Here is a 19,851-nt window from a genome sequence, read left to right as displayed (position 1 = left end):
GGGATCGGTGCGTGGTGCGGTCGTTGCGGTTGCTGCTCTGCGTGCTCAGACGTGGCTGGGGTTACTCATCCGTAGCGTAGTGCTGTGCCTACCGTTCGGCAGTGCGGCGTTTACCACACTCACGCCCCCTTCCAGCCGTACGATCGCTGTGTCGCGGCGGGACACGTCGGAGGGGTGACGTCACGAGAGTGATCGAGCGCCCGTGAACCTCAGCTCGTCAGGGCTGGAATCCGTCCCCTTCTCGCGGGACGGAGGATGTCAAACCTAGGGTGGGTTGCATGATGACTCCACCAGGTGCACCCGGAGACCCGTCCAGCGGACCGGGTGAGCCGAGGTCGGACCGTTGGTCCGACCTCGACCGGCCGCCCCTCAACTCCGCCTCCCTGCGCCGGGCGCTCATCCGGAAGGGCGGGCTGTGGAGCTCCCTGGACGTGGTGCCGGTCATCGGCTCCACCAACACCGACCTCGCGGGGCGTGCCGACCGGCTGCCCGAGGGCGCGGTGCTCGTCGCCGAGGAGCAGAAGGCGGGCCGGGGCCGTCTCGACCGCACCTGGACCGCGCCCGCGCGCTCCGGGCTCTTCTTCTCCGTCCTCCTCAAGCCGGTCGGGGTGCCCGTCCACCACTGGGGCTGGCTGCCGCTCCTCGCCGGCGTCGCCGTGGCGACCGGGCTGTCCCGGGCCGCCGGGATCGATACGGCACTCAAGTGGCCCAACGATCTGCTGGTGACCGTCGGCGGGCAGGAACGCAAGGCCGGAGGCATCCTCGCAGAGCGGGCGGGGGCGGAGGGGGTGGTCATCGGTATCGGCGTCAACGTCAGCCTGCGGGAGGACGAGCTGCCGGTGCCCACGGCCGGGTCCCTGGTGCTCGCCGGGGCCGTGACCACGGACCGTGATCCGCTGCTGCGAGCCGTGCTGCGGTCGCTGGAGGACTGGTACGGGCGGTGGCGTGCCGCCGGAGGCGATGCGTCGGTGAGCGGTCTGCAGGAGACCTACGCCGCCGGGTGCGCGACCTTGGGGCGGAAGGTGCGGGCCGAGCTGCCGGGGGACCGGTCGATCGTGGGAGAGGCCGTGGCGGTGGACGGGGACGGGCGGCTGGTTCTCGCGACGGGGGAAGGGGTGCAGGAGCCGGTGGGGGCCGGGGACATCGTGCACCTGCGGGCCGTGTGACGCGGAGTGAGGGGTGGGGGGTGAGGGTGGGGAGTCGGGAGTCGGGAGTGCTGTGAGGTGATGGGGGGGCTGTGTGGGGCTGTGGGGGCTGGGCACCCGGGGGGCGTGCTGGGCTCGGGCGGGTTTCGCTCACCGGCGCTTGCGGGGTGCCGCCTGCGCCCACCCGTGCCGCCCCTGGCGGCACGCCTGCCCGCAGCTGGGTGGGGAGGGCGCGTATGGGCGCTGGGTAGGGCGGGCACGGGCTTCGGTGCCGTTCACCGGAAAGGGGGACGCACCCTTCGGCCCACCTGACGGAGTGAGCTGGCGCACACCTGCCGTAGAGTTGAGGCCGGTCGAGTACGTGACCGCGGGAGATCGGAAGGGCAGCAGGAGTGAGCGTCGAGGACACGGGCTCCGGCACGGACGCGGATGACCGCGTGGAGCCGCCCCCGCTCTCGGCTTCGCTCGAGCGGGGCGAGCCCCACGGTGTGGACGCCGGCGAGGAGGACCCGCTGGCGCTGCGGCTCGAAGGGCTGATCCTCGGGGCCGAGCGCCGGTACACCCCCTTTCAGGCGGCGCGCAGCGCGGGCGTCTCCATGGAACTGGCGTCCCGTTTCTGGCGGGCCATGGGCTTCGCGGACATCGGTCAGGCCAAGGCGCTGACCGAGGCGGACGTCCTCGCGCTGCGGCGGCTCGCCGGTCTCGTCGAGGCGGGGCTGCTGAGCGAGGCCATGGCGGTGCAGGTGGCACGTTCCACCGGGCAGACCACGGCGCGGCTCGCCGAGTGGCAGATCGACTCGTTCCTGGAGGGGCTGACCGAGCCGCCGGAGCCGGGGATGACCCGGACCGAGGTGACGTATCCGCTGGTCGAGCTGTTGCTGCCGGAACTGGAGGAGTTCCTCGTCTACGTCTGGCGGCGTCAGCTCGCCGCCGCCACCGGGCGGGTCGTGCAGGCCGCCGACGACGAGGAGATGGTCGACCGGCGGCTGGCCGTCTGCTTCGCCGACCTCGTCGGGTTCACACGCCTCACCCGTCGTATGGAGGAAGAGGAGCTCGGTGAGCTCGTCGAGGCCTTCGAGACCACGGCGGCGGATCTGGTGGCCGCGAACGGCGGGCGGCTCATCAAGACCCTGGGCGACGAGGTCCTGTACGCCACGGACGACGCCGGTGTGGCCGCCGAGATCGCGCTGCGCCTCATCGAGACCATGGCCAACGACGAGACCATGCCCGAGCTGCGCGTCGGCATGGCCTTCGGCACGGTCACGACCCGGATGGGCGACGTCTTCGGCTCGACCGTGAACCTCGCCAGCCGGCTCACCTCGATAGCGCCGAAGGACGCGGTCCTCGTCGACGGTGCCTTCGCCGAGGAGCTGATCCGCACCGGCGAGGCCCCCGCCTCCGAGGCCGAGGCCGCCGAAGCGGCGGCCGCCGCGGAGAAGGAGGGCGAGGAGCCCCCGACGTACCGCTTCGCCCTCCAGCCGATGTGGCAGCGCCCGGTGCGTGGCCTGGGCGTGGTCCAGCCGTGGCTGCTCACGCGGAGGCCCGGGAAGGTCTGAGGCCGGACCCGACGCGGCCCGGGCCGCGTCGGGGGTGTGGGCCCCCGCGTGTGTGTCTGAGCGGCTCCGGGCCGGGTGCCCTCGGGTTCGTGCGCCTGCCTCGGTGGCCCACCCGCTGTCTGGTTCGTCAGGGCAGGGGTGTGCCCATGGCAGCGGCCGGGGCTCTGTCACCTGCCGAGGGTGTCGTCGACGCACAGGCCGACGATCGGGACGCACAGGCCCGGCTTCGAGGGCTTCGCGGGGGTCGTCGTGTCGCCGGAGGGCGTCGGGGAGTCCGGGGAGCCGGGGGCGGACGGCTGCTGGGGGGCTGCCGCCGGTGGCTGGGTGGGTGTGGGCGGGGTCGGGCGGGGTGCTTCCGGGGCACGGGCCGTCGGGGGCGAGTCGGTGGCGGGCGGGGTCCTCGGGACGTCGCGGGCGCCGGAGTCGGCGGAGCCGGCGGGGACCCCGACACCGATGGAGGGCGCGGGAGGGAACGCGGAAGGGGGCGGCGTGGGTGCGGTCGCTCCCGGTGACGGTGGCCGCGTCGGCTCGGGGTCTCCGCCGCCCATGGGGGTGTCGGCGGTCGGGGCCCCCGCGTCGGCCGAGGGCTCGTCTCCCACGGTCGTACCGGCGTCGGTCGCCTCGTCCGGGACCTCGTCCGCCGCGCTCGGGGCCGGGCCCGCCGTGGTGGCGCCGCCACCGGCCGGGTCCGACGCCAGCCGCAGCAGACTCAGCGCCCCCGCCGCCAGCGCCATCCCACCCACCGCGAACAGCACCTTCCGCTGCCTGGGCCGCCGGTGCCGCCCTCGCGGCCGGGCGGCGGGCCCATCCGGGCCCACCACCCCCTCCGCCGAGGGGCCGGATACGAGGGGAGAGAAGGAGTAGGGGGACGTCGACTGCACCGGGGTCGCGGACGGTGTCCAGGGCGGCGATGACACCGGGGGCGTCGAGGACGGCGTGGGCGTCGTGGGCGCCGTTGACGCTGGGGGCTTCGACGGCGTCCACGGTGCCGATGACGCTGGGGGCTCCGACGGAGTCCAGGGCGCTGACGACACCGGGGGCTTCAACGGTGTCGAGGGCGCCGACGAGGCTGAGGGCTTCGACGGCATCGAGGGCGCTGACGACACCGGGGGAGTCGAGGACGCTGAGGGCTTCGACGGCGACGACGGGCTCGGAGGCCTTGGAGACCTTGACGACGCCGGTGCCATGGAAGGGCCGGGCGCTGGTCCGGGCCCCGCGGGCGGACCCGGGGGCCTCCAGGGGCCTGCTGGTCCTGTCGGCCTTGGCGCTCCGGGGTTCGCGGAGGCAGTGGGTGGTGTGGGTTTCGTCGTTGTTCCCGGTGGTGGCGTCCAGGGGCCTGCTGGTCCCGGCGGCCTTTGTGACCCGGGGTTCGCGGCAGCCGCAGACGGCGTAGGCCTCGCCGATGTCCCAGGTGGCGGTTGCCACGGGCCCGCTGGACCGGCCGTACCAGTCGCACCAGGTGCACCAGCCAGACCTCCTGGCCCTGTATGCCCTGTATGCCCCGTAGGACTTGATGGTCCTGATGTCGTGGATGTCGTGGGTGTTCCCGATGGGGCCCATGGTGCGGTCGAGGCCGTGGGTCCTGTTGATTCCCTCGGCCCCGTCGACCCGGCTCGTGCGGAAGTCGGTGGTGTGGTGGGTGTCGTCGGTGGCTCTTGTGGCGCCCTTGTGGTGGTCGGCGTGGGCCTGGTGGCCGTGTTCGTCGTCATGGTTTCCCCTCCCCTGCGCGCCCGTGTCCCCCGGTGCGCCTATGGCGGAGCGCAGATTATGCGCCGGGGTGGGCGGTGTGGCCGGAGAAGGCCCGGATGTCACCCGTACGTGGAAAAGGTTGCCGGGGTTTGGCAAGGGATCGGCCTGTGGAGTTCTCGTTGGGGTGGGCGCGGGGCGTCAGGATGACGGGATCGCCTGGGCTCCGCAGAGAAGGGCCGGTCCCCTCCTCTCGTGCCCCCCGTGAACCCGCCCGCGACTCGGCATCGTTCGGGACTGTCGGGACTATCGGGACTGTCGGGATTGCTCGGGGTTTCGTCGGCAGGGGGCGGCTGCGATGATCGGGGGGACAGGAGTTAACCGGCGTTAACCGGGAGGGTTTCATGGGTGACGGGGCGGCAGTGGGGCCGGCGGTCGGGGACGGGGAGCGGCGGTTCGGGGAGTTCGTCGTCGTGCGGCGGCACGGGTATGTCGCCGAGCTCGCGCTCGACCGGCCCAAGGCCATGAACGCGGTGTCGACCGACATGGCCCGTTCCGTCGCGGCGGCCTGCGGGGCGCTGGGCGCCGACCGGGACGTACGCGTGGTCGTGGTGACGTCGACGCATGAGCGGGCGTTCTGTGTGGGGGCGGATCTGAAGGAGCGGAACTCGTTCAGTGACGCCGATCTGGTGCGGCAGCGGCCCGTCGCGCGGGCGGCGTACACCGGCGTACTGGAGCTGCCGATGCCCACGATCGCCGCCGTGCACGGCTTCGCGCTCGGCGGTGGTTTCGAACTCGCCCTGTCCTGCGACCTGATCGTGGCCGACCGTACGGCGGTGGTGGGGCTGCCCGAGGTGTCGGTGGGGGTGATCCCGGGCGGTGGGGGCACGCAGTTGCTGCCGCGTCGGGTGGGGGCGGCGCGGGCCGCCGAGCTGATCTTCACGGCGCGGCGGCTGGAGGCCGTGGAGGCGCGGGAGTTGGGGCTCGTGGACCAGTTGGTGGAGGAGGGGCGGGACCGGGCGGAGGCCCTGTCGCTGGCCGCGCGGATCGCCGCGAACTCGCCCGTCGGGCTGCGCGCGGCCAAGCGTGCGCTGCGGTACGGGCATGGGCTCGATCTGCGGGCCGGGCTGGAGGTCGAGGACGCGGCATGGCGTTCGGTGGCGTTCTCCGGGGACCGGGCGGAGGGTGTGGCCGCCTTCAACGAGAAGCGGAAGCCGGACTGGCCGGGGGAGTGATCCCGCGGACCTCTCCCCCTGGACCTCTCCCCGGGGAGCTGTCGTCGTTGGGTGGTCCGCACCCCTGTTCGGCCCACTAATGTCTCAAATCGTCGTAAAGCTCCCTAGCCTGGGGTGATGGGAGAGGACAGGCGGCTTCGGGCCGTGGTGGCGTTGGCGCGCGGGATGGCGGGGGCGCGTACGTCGCGGGAGACGTGGTGGGCCGCCGCGGACGGGTCGTGCCGGGCCCTGTCGGGGAGCTTCGCCGCGCTGTCCGTGTGGGAGCGGGAGCGTGGGCTGCTGCGGGTGCTCGTGAATGTGGGGAACCGGGCGGCTGACGAGGAGGAGTTTCCGGAGGACGAGACGTATCCGGTGCACCAGTTCCCGGAGATCGCGGAGTTCCTGCACGAGCGGTGGCTGGAGGGCGGTGAGCCCAACGCCTGGGTGGAGACGGCGGCCGGGCCGGTCGCCGGGCGGCGGCCCGGGGGTTACTGCCATCAGCGGGTCGCCGCCCTGCGCCGGCGCGGACGCGGCTGCTGCGTGGTGGCGCCCATCGTGATGAACGGTCGGGCCTGGGGCGAGCTGTATGTGGCCCGGCCCGCCGGGGAGCCCGTCTTCCACGGCGACCACGCCGCGTTCGCGACCGTCCTCGCCTCGGTCGTCGCGGCCGGCCTCGCGCAGTCCGAGCGGCTGGAGGAGGCCCGGCGGCTCGCCTTCACCGACCCCCTCACCGGGCTCGGCAACCGGCGGGCGGTCGACCTCCGGCTCGACGAGGCGATGGAGGCGCACCGGCGCGACGGCACCGTGATCAGCCTCGTCGTCTGCGACCTCAACGGCCTGAAGAAGGTCAACGACTCGTACGGGCATGCGATGGGTGATCAGCTGCTGGAGCGGTTCGGTTCCGTGCTGTCGCGGTGTGCGGCCGAACTGCCCCGGGTGCTGGTCGCGCGGCTCGGCGGGGACGAGTTCTGTCTGCTCGCGGTGGGGCCCTCGGCGGACGAGGTGGTGCGGGTCGCCGGGGAACTGTGTGTGCGGGCGCGGGAGTTGGAGCCGGGCGACGGGGTCGCCTGCGGGGTCGCGTCCACGGGGGATCCCATTGGGCCGTTGCGCTCCGCCCGGCGGCTCTTCCGGCTGGCCGACGCGGCGCAGTACCGGGCCAAGGCCGCCGGTTCCGTGGAGCCGGTCGTCGCGGGGCGTGAGGGCGAGGGTGCCGAGGACCCGGTGGTCAGTCTCGCCGACCGGCCGCCCCCGCCCGTGGACCCCGAACACCCGGGGGACCGGCGCCGCATTCGAGGGCGCCGGTCCTAGGGCGGGCCGCGCGACGGGTCGAGTCGGAGCGCGGGCCCTGGGCTGCCCACGGCCAAGGGGGGAGTAGACCGTGGGCTCGTTCGAAGTGTGGTTCGACCCTACTCGCGTCCTGGTGCCGCCCATGCTCTGACCTGGGGATTCTGATCAACTTCGGATCGATCTCCGATCGTTTTCTGATCGTTTTCTGATTCGTTTCTGATCTACGCGGATAGCCTCGGCGCCGGGTGGGGGTGGGCGTGGGGGTGGGGCGACTCGGTGGGTGCGGGGGGCGTCTTGGCGTGGTGAAGGTAAGGAGCCCCTCCCTCGTTCGGTCGTGACATTCGGCGATTCAGTCCCTACGATCCTGAATATGGATATGCACTCTGTGGACACGGTGGTCCTCGGGACGTCCGGGGTCACCGCGGCCGACGTCCTCGCCGTGGCGCGCGCCGGCGCCCGGATCGAGCTCTCCGACGAGGCGGTGGCCGCCCTCGCCGCGGCCCGCGAGATCGTTGACGCGCTGGCGGCCAAGCCGGAACCCGTCTACGGGGTCTCCACCGGCTTCGGCGCCCTCGCGACCCGACACATCAGCCCGGAACTGCGGGCCCGGCTCCAGCGCAACATCGTCCGCTCGCACGCGGCCGGCATGGGGCCGAGGGTCGAGCGCGAGGTCGTCCGCGCGCTGATGTTCCTGCGGCTGAAGACCGTCTGCTCCGGCCGTACCGGCGTACGGCCCGAGGTCGCGCAGACCATGGCCGACGTCCTCAACGCCGGGATCACACCGGTGGTGCACGAGTACGGCTCGCTCGGCTGCTCCGGCGACCTGGCGCCGCTGTCCCACTGCGCGCTCACACTGATGGGCGAGGGGGACGCGGAGGGGCCGGACGGGGTCGTACGGCCCGCCGGTGAGCTGCTCGCCGCGCACGGCATCGCGCCCGTCGAACTGCGGGAGAAGGAGGGGCTGGCTCTCCTCAACGGCACCGACGGCATGCTCGGCATGCTGGTCATGGCGCTGGCCGACCTGGAGCGGCTCTACACGTCGGCCGACATCACCGCCGCGATCTCCCTGGAGGCCCTGCTCGGCACGGACCGGGTCCTCGCGCCCGAACTGCACGCCATCCGCCCGCACCCCGGGCAGGCGGCCTCCGCGGCCAACATGCTCGCCGTGCTGAAGGGGTCGGGGCTCACGGGCCATCATCAGGACGACGCGCCGCGGGTGCAGGACGCGTACTCCGTGCGGTGTGCTCCGCAGGTGGCCGGGGCCGGGCGCGACACCCTCGCGCACGCGCGGCTCGTGGCCGAGCGGGAGTTGGCGGCGGCGGTCGACAATCCCGTGGTCCTGCCGGACGGGAGGGTGGAGTCCAACGGGAACTTCCATGGGGCGCCCGTCGCTTACGTCCTCGACTTCCTCGCCATCGCGGTGGCGGATCTGGCGTCGATCGCTGAGCGGCGTACGGACCGGCTGCTCGACAAGAACCGGTCGCACGGGTTGCCGCCGTTCCTCGCGGACGACGCGGGGGTCGACTCCGGGCTGATGATCGCTCAGTACACGCAGGCGGCGCTGGTGAGTGAGTTGAAGCGGCTGGCCGTGCCGGCTTCGGCGGACTCGATTCCGTCCTCCGCGATGCAGGAGGACCATGTGTCGATGGGGTGGTCGGCGGCGCGGAAGCTGCGGGTGGCTGTGGACAATCTGACGCGGGTGCTGGCCGTGGAGTTGTATGCGGGGACGCGGGGGGTTGAGCTGCGGGAGGGGCTGGTGGCCGCGCCGGCCACTCGGGCGGTGGTGGGGGCCGTGCGTGCGGCCGGGGTCGAGGGGGCTGGGCCGGATCGGTTTCTTGCGCCTGATCTGGCGTTGGCCGACGCGTTTGTTCGGGATGGGCGGTTGGTGGCTGCGGCGGAGTCTGTCACCGGGCCGCTCGCCTGAGTTTTTCTCGCCCCCGCCGCCCCTACCCGTCCCATCCCCAGGAGCGGTGCCCCTTCGACCCCCGAGGGGTGGGGTGGGGGGTGGTGGGGGTGGGTGGGTTTGTGCGGGTTCGGTGGGGGCTGGTCGCGCAGTTCCCCGCGCCCCTGAAAAGCGAAGCTGGGGCTGCGCCCCGCTTCGCTTTTCAGGGGCGTTCAGGCGCGGGGAACTGTGCGAAGCCCCACTCGGCCGCGGACGACTACGGCTACGCGTAGTCCTCCTGTTCGCGGCGGATCGAGTACGCGACGAACGCGGCGCCCAGGCCGAGCATGGTGGTGCCGCCGATGATGTAGGGCGTGGTGTTGGGGCTGCCGGTGTCGGCGAGTTCGCGGGTGGGGGCCTCGTCGGCGGCGGTCGTCGTCGTGGGCGTCCGCTCGTTTATGACCGCCGCCTCCTGCGTCGCGTTGGCCGACGGCACGAACCACAGGGCGCCCAGGAGGGTGCCCGCGGCGGTGGCGGTCAGGAGCGATCGGCGGGCGGTGGACGACGCGCGACGTGCGACGGACACGGAATATCGATCCCCTTGTGGCGCTGGCGAATTGGCCGTAGGGAGCGATGCTAATGAAAGGCGCGGGTCGTGGGAAAGTCGCGTGACCTGTGAGCCGTACGCTCCGGAGCATGAGTACAACTGAGACATCGCAGTTTGTCCGGCTTCGAGTTGAATTGGTGGTGGAGGTCGAGGACGTCGAGGCAATCACCGGCGCTGCTTTGCGGCGGATCGCGGACGACTCCGATATGCCTGCCGATGAGCGGGTACACGCCGAGTCTGCGGTGACCGAGGACACCGCGGAGGCCCTCGCCTATCTGATCGACCCGTTCGACCTGGTCGGGGACGTGCCGGGCGTCGAACTCGCCCAGGCCTCCTGGAGCAGCGAGGGCATCGACTACGACCCCGATTCGCCGGAATGGGGTCTCGACGAGGATGATGACGGAGAGGACGGGGAGGACGAAGAAGAAGACGGACGCGGCTGAGCGGCTTGGGAGATTGATGACCCCGGGCGGCAACCGCCGCCCGGGGTTCTTACGTCTCATGGGGCGCACGAGCCACTGGTGCACCGCCGCAGGGTCGCCGACGATCCGATGCGGGCGGAGTGGCGTATCCCACATATCCGCGGGAGCGGAACGGCTCGGTGCCGTAGTGGTGTTTAAGTGCTCGGGGGATCTTCGGAGTTCTTTGGGGATTCGGCAACGATGGAGAAGCGTGTGATGACGAACAGTAAGCGGCGCAGGGGCCTGACGGTCGCGTCCGCACTGCTCGGCGGGGTGCTGGTGCTCTCTGCGTGCAGCGGAGGCGGCGGCGACAACGCGTCCGGGAACGACGGAGGGGACTCCTCGCAGGCCCAGGCCGACAAGGCGGCGGCCGAGAAGACCTCCGAGGCGGACATCAAGATCACGCCGAAGGACGGCTCGGACAACGCCTCCATCAACAACTCGGCGAAGGTCACGGTGAGCAAGGGCACGCTCACGGACGTGAAGATGACCACCTCCGAGGGCGCCGCCGTCGAGGGTGAGATATCCGCGGACAAGAAGAGCTGGGCGCCCAGCGGACAGCTGGAGCGGTCCACCGGCTACAAGATCACGGCCGCCGCCGAGGACTCCGAGGGGCGCGAGGCCCACGAGAACTCCGCGTTCACGACGGTCTCACCGGCCAACAGCTTCATCGGCAACTTCACGCCCGAGGACGGTTCCACCGTCGGCGTCGGTATGCCGGTCTCGATCAACTTCGACAAGGCGATCACCAACAAGGCCGCCGTCCAGAAGGGGATCACCGTCTCCAGCAGCTCCGGCCAGGAGGTCGTCGGGCACTGGTTCAACGCCAACCGCATCGACTTCCGCCCCGAGGACTACTGGCAGGGCGGCTCCACCGTCACGCTGAAGCTCGCGCTCGACGGGGTCGAGGGCGCCGAGGGTGTCTACGGTGTGCAGCAGAAGACGGTGACCTTCAAGATCGGCCGTAACCAGGTCTCCATCGTCGACGCCAAGACCAAGACGATGAAGGTCACGCAGGACGGCAAGGTCGTCAAGACCATCCCGATCTCCGCCGGTTCGCCCGAGAACAAGACGTACCAGGGCCAGATGGTGATCTCCGAGAAGTTCAAGGAGACCCGGATGAACGGCGCGACGGTCGGCTTCACCGACGACGACGGCAAGGGTGAGTACGACATCAAGGACGTACCCCACGCCATGCGTCTGACGACCTCCGGCACCTTCCTCCACGGCAACTACTGGGCGGCCGACTCCATCTTCGGCAGCGCCAACACCAGCCACGGCTGTGTCGGTCTGAACGACACCAAGGGTGCCAACGACCCTGACACCGAAGCCGCCTGGTTCTACAACAACTCGATCGTCGGTGACGTCGTGGACATCCGGAACACCGGAGACAAGACGGTCGCCCCCGACAACGGCCTCAACGGCTGGAACCTGAGCTGGGCCGACTGGAAGGCCGGCTCGGAGGCCTGATCCACCGTCGGCCGCAGCTGTGAGAGCGCCGATGCCGCCCCTGGGACACCCAGGGGCGGCATCGGTGTTTCCGGGGCCCCGCACAGGGTTCTCATCAGCCTCTCAGCGCGGGCTTATCCCTTCATCACGCGGCGTACCTAGCTTGCCGCCATGTTCTTCACCTATCTGAGGCGCGAACTGCGCCGCCGCAGAAAGGCGGCGCTCGTCGTCGCCTCCGGCCTCGCCCTGGGCATCGCCCTGGTGATCGTGGTCAGTTCCGTGTCGTCGGGCATGGAGAAGGCGCAGGCCAAAGTACTCGAATCCCTGTACGGCCTGGGCACGGACATGACCGTCACCAAGGCCGCCGCCGCGCCCGGCGAGAACGGCGGCGAACGCCCCCGGTTCGAGTTCGACGCCCAGGACGACGACTCCGACGAGCAGCAGAGCAGCGACATCGTCGCGGTCCGGGGCTTCCAGACCCTCGCGAGCTCGACCGTCACCGAGGTCGGCGAGCAGGAGGGTGTCTCCGAGGCCGTCGGCGGCCTCAGCCTCCAAGTCATCAAGGTGGACGGGCAGTTCCGGCGCGGACAGTTCCAGCAGGACGAGGGCGCCGGCGGGCAGCAACCGGGCGGGCCCGGCGGCGGTGGCCAGAACGGCGGCGGCACCGGGCAGCCCGAGGGACGGGTCGAGGGCGGCGGCGCCGAGTTCGACGTCGACAACTACTCCGTCTACGGCACGGACGTCACCGAACCCGCCCTGGGCCCCCTCACCTCCTCGAAGATCACCAGCGGCCGTACGTTCAGGACGTCCGAGACCGACGCCAAGGTCGTCGTCGCGGATGCCTCGTACGCCAAGGAGAAGGAGCTGAAGGCCGGGGACAGCGTCACGATCAACAGCGTCGAGTACGAGGTCATCGGCATCGCGACGCCCGACAGCGGGGACGCGGCGGCCAACCTCTACATGCCGCTGAAGCAGGCGCAGACGCTCAGCGACTCCAAGGACAAGGTCACCACGATCTACGTCAAGGCGAGCGACTCGCAGCGGATCGACAGCGTCAAGGCGGCCATCCAGAAGAACATCGACGGGACCACCGTCACCACCTCCGCCGACCTCGCCGACACGGTCTCCGGGTCGCTGTCCACCGCCTCCGACCTCGCCTCCGACGTCGGCAAATGGCTGTCGATCGCGGTGCTCGTGGCCGCGTTCCTGGTGGCCGGGCTGCTCACCTCGTCGGCCGTGTCGCGGCGGGTACGGGAGTTCGGCACGCTCAAGGCGCTGGGGTGGAAGTCGGGGCGGGTGACCCGGCAGGTCGTCGGTGAGGCCGTCGTGAACGGGCTGGTGGGCGGGGCGCTCGGGATCGCGCTGGGGCTCGGTGGGGCCTACGTCGTCACGGCGATCAGTCCGACGCTGCGGGCGGAGATCGCGGCGACGGGGGGTGGGTTCGGTGGCCCCGGGGGTGGCGGGCCCGGTGGGGGCGGCTTCCCCGGTGGGGGCGGGCCCGGTGGGCAGCAGGCCGCTTCGAACGCGCTGGAAGTCGCTCTCACGGCGCCCGTCAGTGTCACGACGATCGGGGTCGCGGTGGGGCTCGCCGTCGCGGGTGGGCTGATCGCGGGGGCGTTCGGGGGGTGGCGGGCGTCTCGGTTGCGGCCTGCGGATGCGTTGCGGCGGGTGGAGTAGGGCGGGCACCTGGTGCTGGGGACGGGCGGGGGGTGGGGTGCGCTTGCCGGCGCTTGCATGGTGCCGCCTGCGCCCACCCTCCCCCACTCTCGGCTTCGCTCGAGCGGTAGGTGCCCCCATCGCCCCAGCGGCACGACTGCCCGCAGCTAGGAAGGCGGGCGGGCGCGGTTGCCCGCAGCCAAAGTGGCTTGATCTCAGGAGATGTTGAACATGTACGTACTCACAGGTGTCACCAAGCGGTATGCGCGGGGCAAGGACACCGTCATCGCGCTCGACGGGGTCGATCTCACCATCGGTGATGGGGATCGGCTGGTCATTCAGGGGCCGACCGGGGGTGGGAAGTCGACGTTGCTCCAGATGCTCGGGGGGCTCGACAAGCCGTCCGACGGGAGCGTCGAGCTGGACGGGACCGATCTGGCGAAGCTGTCGGAGGGCAGGCTCACGACCGTGCGGAGCGAGAACATCGGGTTCGTGTTCCAGAGCTTCAATCTGATCCCGACGCTGACCGCGCAGGAGAACGTCGAGACGGCGCTCGTACCGCTCGGGGTGAAGGCGAAGGAGCGGCGGCAGCGGGCCGCCGAGGCGCTGGAGTCGGTGGGGCTGGGGGAGCGGCTCGGGCATCTGCCGGCCGAGCTGTCCGGCGGTCAGCAGCAACGCGTCGCGATCGCCCGCGCGTTGGTGAAGCGGCCGAAGGTGCTGCTCGCGGACGAGCCCACCGGAAACCTCGACGAGTCCACGCGCGACGAGATCATGGAGGTCCTGGAGACGCTGTGGAAGGAGCACGGGCTCACATTCATCATGGTCACCCATGACTCGGCGCTGGCCAGGAAGGCCCCCCGGGTCGCGACCATCCGCAAGGGGCGCATCACGGTGAAGGAGAACGCCGGGGCGTGACGCCGGGGCGTGAGACCCCCGCGGCCACAAACGCCCACGGTGCGGGGCGCGTTGGTGTGGAGTCCGGGGCGCGTGCGGTCGCGCGTGGCCCGGAGTTCGCCGCTTCACGCCCAGTCGCGAGGTATGGGGCGCGAGTTGACCCCCGGTCATACTGCGTAGACCGGGGGAATTGACGCGTATGTGTGCGGAAGGTCCCCTGGCCGGATGAACCGGATCGAGGGGGAGTCTTGCGCAGACATCTGATGAGCGCGTGCACGGCCACGGTCGCTGTGACGGCCGCCGCGGCACTGACGGCGGGGCTGACCATCCCGGCGTCCGCGATATCCGGGCGCGCGGCCGGTACGAGCACGGCGGACCTCAAGGGCTTCGAGGACCTCAGGGGCTTCGAGGACCTCAGGGGCTTCGAGGACCTCAAGGCCCGCGCCGCCGCCGGCATCGAGCCGAGCCATCGCATCACCCTCGTCACCGGTGACCGCGTCCTCGTCGGCGGCGACGGCCGTGTGCTGGGCCTGGAGCGGGCGAAGGGCCGTGAGGGCGTCCCGGTGCAGCTCCGCCGGGCCGACGGCCACACCTATGTCCTGCCGGCCGACGCGGCCCGGCTCATCTCCACCGGACGGGTCGACAGGCGGCTCTTCGACGTCACCGCGCTGAACCGATCGGCGACCCGCACCGCCCAGCGGCAGGGCCTGAAGCTGATCGTCGGCTACGCGGGAACCGCCGCCGGCGCCCGGGCCGACGTACGGGACGCGGGCGACACCAGGGTCCGCCGCACCCTGAAGACCCTGAACGCCGACGCGGTGCTCACGCCCGGGGACGACGCCGCCGCGCTGTGGAAGGCGGTCACCGACGCCGACGGCACCACCGCCACCGGGGTCGCGCACCTCTGGCTGGACGGCGTCCGCGAGGTCAGCCTCGACAAGTCCGTCGCGCGGATCGGCGCCCCGAAGGCATGGAAGGCCGGCTTCGACGGCAAGGGCGTCACCATCGCCGTACTGGACACGGGCGTCGACGCCACCCACCCGGACCTCAAGGGCCAGGTGACGGCCGACAAGAACTTCTCGACCTCGCCCGACACCACGGACAAGTACGGCCACGGCACCCATGTCGCGTCCATCGCGGCGGGCACCGGGGCCCGGTCCAAGGGCAAGTTCAAGGGTGTCGCGCCCGGGGCGAAGCTGCTCAACGCCAAGGTGCTGAGCGACGAGGGCTACGGCGACGACTCCGGCATCATCGCGGGCATGGAGTGGGCCGCCGAGCAGGGCGCCGACGTGGTCAACCTCAGCCTCGGCGGGGGCGACACCCCGGAGGTCGACCCGATGGAGGCGGGGATCGACAAGCTCTCCGCCGAGAAGGGCATCCTCTTCGCGGTCGCCGCCGGCAACGAGGGCGAGGGGGGCGAGCGGACGGTCGGCTCGCCGGGCAGCGCGGCCGCCGCGCTCACCGTCGGCGCGGTCGACGACAAGGACAAGCTCGCCTCGTTCTCCAGCCGGGGCCCCGGCATGGACGGCCAGATCAAGCCCGACGTGACCGCGCCCGGGGTCGCCATCACCGCCGCCGCGGCCCCGGACAGCGTCATCGAGCGGGAGGTCGGCCAGAAGCCCGAGGGCTATCTGACGATCTCCGGTACGTCGATGGCGACCCCGCATGTCGCGGGCGCCGCCGCCCTCCTCAAGCAACAGCACCCGGACTGGACGTACGCCGAACTGAAGGCGGCCCTCGTCGCGTCCGCCAAGGGCGGCCCGTACACGCCGTTCGAGCAGGGGGCGGGCCGTATCCGCGTCGACAGGGCGATCAAGCAGACGGTCGTCGCCGACCCCGTCTCGGTCGACTTCGGCGTACAGGAGTGGCCGCACACCGACGACAAGCCGGTGACCAGGAAGCTCACCTACCGGAACCTCGGCACCAAGGCCGTCACCCTCGACCTCGCGGTGACCGGCACCGGCCCGAACCGCAAGCCCGCCCCGGCCGGCTTCTTCAAGCTCGGCGGCAAGAAGGTCACCGTCCCGGGAGGCGGCAAGGCCACCGTCGACCTGGTCGCGAACACCAGGCTCGGCGGGAAACTCGACGGCCACTACACCGCGTACGTCACCGCCACCGGCGGCGGCCAGAGCGTCCGTACGGCGGCGGCCGTGCAGCGCGAGGTCGAGTCGTACGACGTCACGCTCCGGACGGTCGACCGGGACGGCGGGCCGGCCGAGAACCATCTGCTCGACCTGACCGGGGTCGCGGGGCTCGCCGAGGGCGCGTGGTTCACGCCGTACGACAAGGACGGCACGGTCGAGCTGCGGGTGCCGGAGGGGACCTACATCCTCAACGCCGGGATCGTCGTGGACCCGAAGGACTACGGCAAGGGCGCGGCCTGGCTGTCCCGGCCCACGCTCACCGTCGACCGGAAGACCTCCCTCACCCTGGACGCCCGCCAGACGAAACCGGTGGACATCACCGTGCCCGACACGGCCGCCGAACCGTCCTTCGCGGCACCCGACTTCACCCTGCGGGTGGGCGGTGGCCAGTACACCTTCGGCTGGATGATCGACACGTACGACGGCTTCCGCACCGCGCACCTCGGGCCGTCGGTCACCGGCGGCAGGCTCAGCCAGAACTGGGCGGGACAGTGGGCCGTCGGCGACAGCGCGCAGTACGCCGTGGCCGGCGGGGGCAAGGTCACGAAGCTCGCGACCGGCTTCACCAAGCGCTGGAAGAAGGGCGAACTGGCGACCGTGAAGACCGGCCTCGGCGCCTCCGCCGCCGGCAGGACGGGCGCCGTCATCCCCTGGGCCACACTTCCCGACGGCTCCGGCGCACCCGCCGTCGGCGTCCCGCAGCCGCTGCCCGGCAGGCGGGCGCTGTATCTGTCCGCCGCGAACGGGGTGAAGTGGACCCTCGACTTCGAGCAGTACGGCGCGGAGGACGCCCAGGGCTTCCCGGTCCTGGACGCGTACTACACGACCGGCGACAGCCGTACCTTCAAGGCGGGCAGGACATACGCACAGACCTTCAACGTCGGCGTCCTCGGCCCGAAGATCGCCGGGTTCTACGGCATCCGGCGTGACGGCGACCAGCTCTACGGCCTGCTGCCGATGTTCGCCGACGGCAGGGGGCACGCCGGGTCGTCCTTCTACGAGAAGGTCACGACCACGCTGTACCGGAACGGGAAGAAGTACGCCTCGGGCGAGGACGCGCTGGACGGGGCGGGCCAGTTCAAGGTCCCGGCGGACCTCGCCGCGTACCGGCTGACGACGTCCATCTCCCGGTCCGCCGACCTGGCGAGGGCATCCTCCCGGATCGACGCGAGCTGGACCTTCACCTCGAAGCGCACCGCGACCGACACGAAGCTCCCGGTCTCCACGGTCCGCTTCGGCACGCCGTTCCTGGGCCTCGACAGCACGGCCCCGGCCGGCACGAAGGGCACCGTCCGGGTCGGCGTGCAGGGCGCGGCGGCCGGGAAGAACCTCAGGTCGCTGGCCGTGTATGTGTCGGGCGACGGCAAGAAGTGGACCGAAGTCACCGTGCGGAAGGGGAAGTTCACGTACGGCACCCCGGCGGCGGGGAAGAGCGTGTCCCTGCGCGCCGAGGTGACCGACAAGAAGGGGAACCGGTCGACGGTGACGATCCACGACGCGTACTTCGGCAGGTGAGACGCGCGTCCCGGACGCAGGGGGTGACGCCGTGGTCCTCTCCGGCTACGGCGTCACCTTCGGTGCCCGGGTCGCGTCCGTGCCCCAGCTGGCCAGGAGGCGCAGGGCGTCGGCGGAGGGGGAGCCCGGTTCGGCGTGGTAGGTGATCAGGTTCTGCTCGTGGTCGTCGGGGAGGCGGAACGTCTCGAAGGAGAGGGTGAGATCACCGACCAGGGGGTGGCGCATGCGCTTCAGCCCGTGGCCCTTCTCCTTCACGTCGTGCGTCGCCCACAGCCGCCGGAACTCCTCGCTCTTCACCGACAACTCGCCCACCAGCGCCGACAGCAGCGGATCGTCCGGATGGCAGCCCGCGTCCATCCGCAGATAGCTGACCATGTCGGCCGCCTTCTGGTCCCAGTCGACGTACAGGTCCCGGTAGTCGGGCCGCAGGAACACCATCCGCGCCCAGTTCCGCTCGTGCGGCGGCAGCTCCGACCAGTCCCCGAACACCGCCGCCGCCATCCGGTTCCAGACGAGGATGTCCGAACGCCGGCCGGTGACGTACGCGGGGATGCCGTCCAGGGTGTCGATCAGCTGCCGCAGCGCGCCCCGCACCTGCTGCGGACGGGCCGAACGCTTCTTCTTGTGCGCCTTCGGCTTCGCGAGATGCGTGAGATGGGCGTGCTCCGCGTCGCTCAGCTGGAGGGCGCGCGCAATGGCGTCGAGCACCTCCGCCGACACATTGCGCCCGTTGCCCTGCTCCAGCCGTGTGTAGTACGCCACGGACACCCCGGCGAGCTGGGCCAGCTCCTCCCGGCGCAGCCCGGGGACCCGCCGGTGCCGCCCGAAGACCGGCAGGCCCACGTCCTCCGGCTGCAGCCGGGCCCGCCGGGTGCGCAGGAACTCGCTCAGCTCGGCACGCCGGTCCAGCGCACCGGCGCCACCGGCGCCACCGGCACCTGCGGCACCGGCCTCGCCGTAGGGCCGCTCGTGCACTGCTTCGGGCTGTTCGTCCATACATCAAGTATTCATGGTCGTTCGCCGGTCGTACGCCTGTGATCCTGACCCCGCCAGTGGTAGGACCGGCGGACGTACGTAAAGCCGTGACCTGGGTGACCGCCGGGATCCGGGGCAGGCTGGTATCCGCAGCCGGCCGGAAGGCAGGCCGGATGCGGGACGACGATCAGGAGAACCCCGGCATGACCACCACTGTTGCCGCCTATGCGGCGCCCGCCCCCAAGGCTCCGCTGGAGCGCACCACGATCGAGCGCCGCGAAGTCGGTGAGCACGACGTTCTGATCGACATCAAGTACGCCGGAATCTGTCACTCGGACATCCACCAGGCCCGTGAGGGCTGGGGCGAGGCGATCTTCCCGATGGTCCCGGGCCACGAGATCGCCGGTGTCGTCGAGGCCGTCGGCTCCGGTGTCACCAAGTTCGCCGTCGGCGACAAGGTCGGCGTCGGCTGCATGGTCGACTCCTGCCGCGAGTGCGAGAACTGCGAGGCCGGCCTGGAGCAGTACTGCCTCAAGGGCAACGTCGGCACGTACAACGCCATCGGCAAGGACGGCGAGCCCACCTACGGCGGCTACGCGGAGAAGATCGTCGTCGACGAGGCCTTCACCGTACGCATCCCCGACGGCATCGCCCTCGACGAGGCCGCGCCCCTGCTGTGCGCCGGCATCACCACGTACTCCCCGCTCCGGCACTGGAACGTCGGCCCCGGCAAGAAGGTCGCCGTCGTCGGTCTCGGCGGCCTCGGCCACATGGGCGTCAAGCTCGCGCACGCGCTCGGTGCCGAGGTGACCGTCCTGTCGCAGTCCCTCCGCAAGAAGGACGACGGCCTGAAGCTGGGCGCGACGCACTACTACGCCACCAGCGACGAGGCGACCTTCAAGGAGCTGGCGGGCACCTTCGACCTCATCCTGTCGACGGTGTCGGCCCCGCTGAACCTCGACGCGTACCTGTCGTTGCTGAAGACCGACGGCGCCTTCGTGAATGTGGGCGCGCCCGAGGAGCCCGTCGCCCTCAACCTCTTCTCCGTCATCGCCGGCCGCAAGACCCTCGCGGGGTCCGGCATCGGCGGCATCCAGGAGACCCAGGAAATGCTCGACTTCTGCGCCGCGCACGGCCTCGGCGCCGAGATCGAGCTGATCCGCGCGGACCAGATCAACGAGGCGTACGAGCGGGTGCTGGCGAGTGACGTGCGCTATCGCTTCGTGATCGACACCGCGACGATCTGACGAGGCCGCCGTGTCCGTCCGCGGGCCCGGTGGGGGCTGATCGCGCAGTTCCCCGCGCCCCAAAGAGATTCAGGCCCCTGCGGGCCTGAAGAGCACAGGGCGCAGCCCGTGCTCTTCAGGGGCGCGGGGAACT

Annotated in this window: 14 protein-coding genes; 11 read left to right on the top strand and 3 right to left on the bottom strand. The window is 71.3% G+C overall.

All coding sequences use genetic code 11. The features are described 5' to 3' along the window. Positions 1-281: 281 nt before the first annotated feature. Both ABT147_RS05025 and ABT147_RS05020 read left to right on the top strand, forming a co-directional pair. Positions 282-1,166 (top strand): biotin--[acetyl-CoA-carboxylase] ligase, encoded by an 885-nt coding sequence (locus tag ABT147_RS05025; RefSeq protein WP_351403012.1) that lies wholly within the window; start codon positions 282-284, stop codon positions 1,164-1,166. A 371-nt stretch (positions 1,167-1,537) separates the two neighbouring features. Beyond that, complete coding sequence (locus ABT147_RS05020; RefSeq protein ID WP_351402763.1) at positions 1,538-2,701, top strand: adenylate/guanylate cyclase domain-containing protein; 1,164 nt, start codon at positions 1,538-1,540, stop codon at positions 2,699-2,701. A 167-nt stretch (positions 2,702-2,868) separates the two neighbouring features. Here ABT147_RS05020 and ABT147_RS05015 read toward each other — a convergent pair whose 3' ends face one another. Continuing rightward, the gene (locus tag ABT147_RS05015; protein WP_351402762.1) at positions 2,869-3,444 is read right to left on the bottom strand and encodes a hypothetical protein; all 576 of its coding nucleotides are present in this window, start codon (positions 3,442-3,444) and stop codon (positions 2,869-2,871) included. Positions 3,445-4,791: 1,347 nt separating this feature from the next. On the opposite strand from ABT147_RS05015, the gene ABT147_RS05010 reads away from it, so the two are divergent. The 3 genes from ABT147_RS05010 (at position 4,792) to hutH (ending at position 8,812) form a co-directional block, all read left to right on the top strand. Next, positions 4,792-5,622: an enoyl-CoA hydratase/isomerase family protein gene (locus ABT147_RS05010; protein WP_351402761.1), complete on the top strand. Its 831-nt coding sequence runs from the start codon at positions 4,792-4,794 to the stop codon at positions 5,620-5,622. A gap of 117 nt (positions 5,623-5,739) precedes the next feature. Next, on the top strand, positions 5,740-6,909 hold the full coding sequence (locus ABT147_RS05005; RefSeq protein WP_351402760.1) for a GGDEF domain-containing protein: 1,170 nt from the start codon (positions 5,740-5,742) through the stop codon (positions 6,907-6,909). Positions 6,910-7,273: 364 nt separating this feature from the next. Beyond that, positions 7,274-8,812, top strand: a complete 1,539-nt coding sequence (hutH, locus tag ABT147_RS05000; protein ID WP_351403010.1) for a histidine ammonia-lyase — start codon at positions 7,274-7,276, stop codon at positions 8,810-8,812. A gap of 241 nt (positions 8,813-9,053) precedes the next feature. On the opposite strand, the gene ABT147_RS04995 is transcribed toward hutH, so the two are convergent. Beyond that, complete coding sequence (locus ABT147_RS04995; RefSeq protein WP_351402759.1) at positions 9,054-9,356, bottom strand: hypothetical protein; 303 nt, start codon at positions 9,354-9,356, stop codon at positions 9,054-9,056. A 110-nt stretch (positions 9,357-9,466) separates the two neighbouring features. On the opposite strand from ABT147_RS04995, the gene ABT147_RS04990 reads away from it, so the two are divergent. The 5 genes from ABT147_RS04990 (at position 9,467) to ABT147_RS04970 (ending at position 17,496) form a co-directional block, all read left to right on the top strand. Then, positions 9,467-9,820, top strand: a complete 354-nt coding sequence (locus ABT147_RS04990) for a hypothetical protein (RefSeq protein ID WP_351402758.1) — start codon at positions 9,467-9,469, stop codon at positions 9,818-9,820. A gap of 219 nt (positions 9,821-10,039) precedes the next feature. Then, positions 10,040-11,308, top strand: a complete 1,269-nt coding sequence (locus ABT147_RS04985; protein WP_351402757.1) for a L,D-transpeptidase — start codon at positions 10,040-10,042, stop codon at positions 11,306-11,308. 150 nt (positions 11,309-11,458) lie between these two features. Then, positions 11,459-12,964, top strand: coding sequence for an ABC transporter permease (locus ABT147_RS04980; protein WP_351402756.1), 1,506 nt, complete (start codon positions 11,459-11,461; stop codon positions 12,962-12,964). A 210-nt stretch (positions 12,965-13,174) separates the two neighbouring features. Next, positions 13,175-13,858, top strand: a complete 684-nt coding sequence (locus tag ABT147_RS04975) for an ABC transporter ATP-binding protein (RefSeq protein WP_351402755.1) — start codon at positions 13,175-13,177, stop codon at positions 13,856-13,858. A gap of 242 nt (positions 13,859-14,100) precedes the next feature. Further along, complete coding sequence (locus ABT147_RS04970) at positions 14,101-17,496, top strand: S8 family peptidase (RefSeq protein ID WP_502983034.1); 3,396 nt, start codon at positions 14,101-14,103, stop codon at positions 17,494-17,496. A gap of 45 nt (positions 17,497-17,541) precedes the next feature. Here the strand turns inward: ABT147_RS04970 and ABT147_RS04965 are convergent, their stop codons facing one another. Beyond that, positions 17,542-18,492, bottom strand: coding sequence for a helix-turn-helix domain-containing protein (locus tag ABT147_RS04965; RefSeq protein ID WP_351402753.1), 951 nt, complete (start codon positions 18,490-18,492; stop codon positions 17,542-17,544). Between the two features lie 182 nt (positions 18,493-18,674). On the opposite strand from ABT147_RS04965, the gene ABT147_RS04960 reads away from it, so the two are divergent. Then, entirely contained in the window at positions 18,675-19,718 is a 1,044-nt protein-coding gene (locus ABT147_RS04960; RefSeq protein ID WP_351402752.1) for an NAD(P)-dependent alcohol dehydrogenase, read from the top strand. The last annotated feature ends 133 nt before the right edge of the window (positions 19,719-19,851 follow it).

Origin of the sequence: Streptomyces sp. NPDC001868 (assembly GCF_040297125.1) — a bacterium.
Taxonomy (GTDB): Bacteria; Actinomycetota; Actinomycetes; order Streptomycetales; family Streptomycetaceae; genus Streptomyces.
This window is presented reverse-complemented; position numbering and strand designations above follow the sequence as displayed.

What these genes read in the sequence shown, in the direction of transcription:
- ABT147_RS05025 (WP_351403012.1), top strand. Translation starts at nt 282, where the DNA reads ATGACTCCACCAGGTGCACCCGGAGACCCGTCCAGCGGACCGGGTGAG.
- ABT147_RS04965 (WP_351402753.1), bottom strand. Translation starts at nt 18,492, where the DNA reads ATGGACGAACAGCCCGAAGCAGTGCACGAGCGGCCCTACGGCGAGGCC.
- ABT147_RS04990 (WP_351402758.1), top strand. Translation starts at nt 9,467, where the DNA reads ATGAGTACAACTGAGACATCGCAGTTTGTCCGGCTTCGAGTTGAATTG.
- ABT147_RS04960 (WP_351402752.1), top strand. Translation starts at nt 18,675, where the DNA reads ATGACCACCACTGTTGCCGCCTATGCGGCGCCCGCCCCCAAGGCTCCG.
- ABT147_RS04985 (WP_351402757.1), top strand. Translation starts at nt 10,040, where the DNA reads ATGGAGAAGCGTGTGATGACGAACAGTAAGCGGCGCAGGGGCCTGACG.
- ABT147_RS05010 (WP_351402761.1), top strand. Translation starts at nt 4,792, where the DNA reads ATGGGTGACGGGGCGGCAGTGGGGCCGGCGGTCGGGGACGGGGAGCGG.
- ABT147_RS05005 (WP_351402760.1), top strand. Translation starts at nt 5,740, where the DNA reads ATGGGAGAGGACAGGCGGCTTCGGGCCGTGGTGGCGTTGGCGCGCGGG.
- ABT147_RS04975 (WP_351402755.1), top strand. Translation starts at nt 13,175, where the DNA reads ATGTACGTACTCACAGGTGTCACCAAGCGGTATGCGCGGGGCAAGGAC.
- ABT147_RS04980 (WP_351402756.1), top strand. Translation starts at nt 11,459, where the DNA reads ATGTTCTTCACCTATCTGAGGCGCGAACTGCGCCGCCGCAGAAAGGCG.
- ABT147_RS04970 (WP_502983034.1), top strand. Translation starts at nt 14,101, where the DNA reads ATGAGCGCGTGCACGGCCACGGTCGCTGTGACGGCCGCCGCGGCACTG.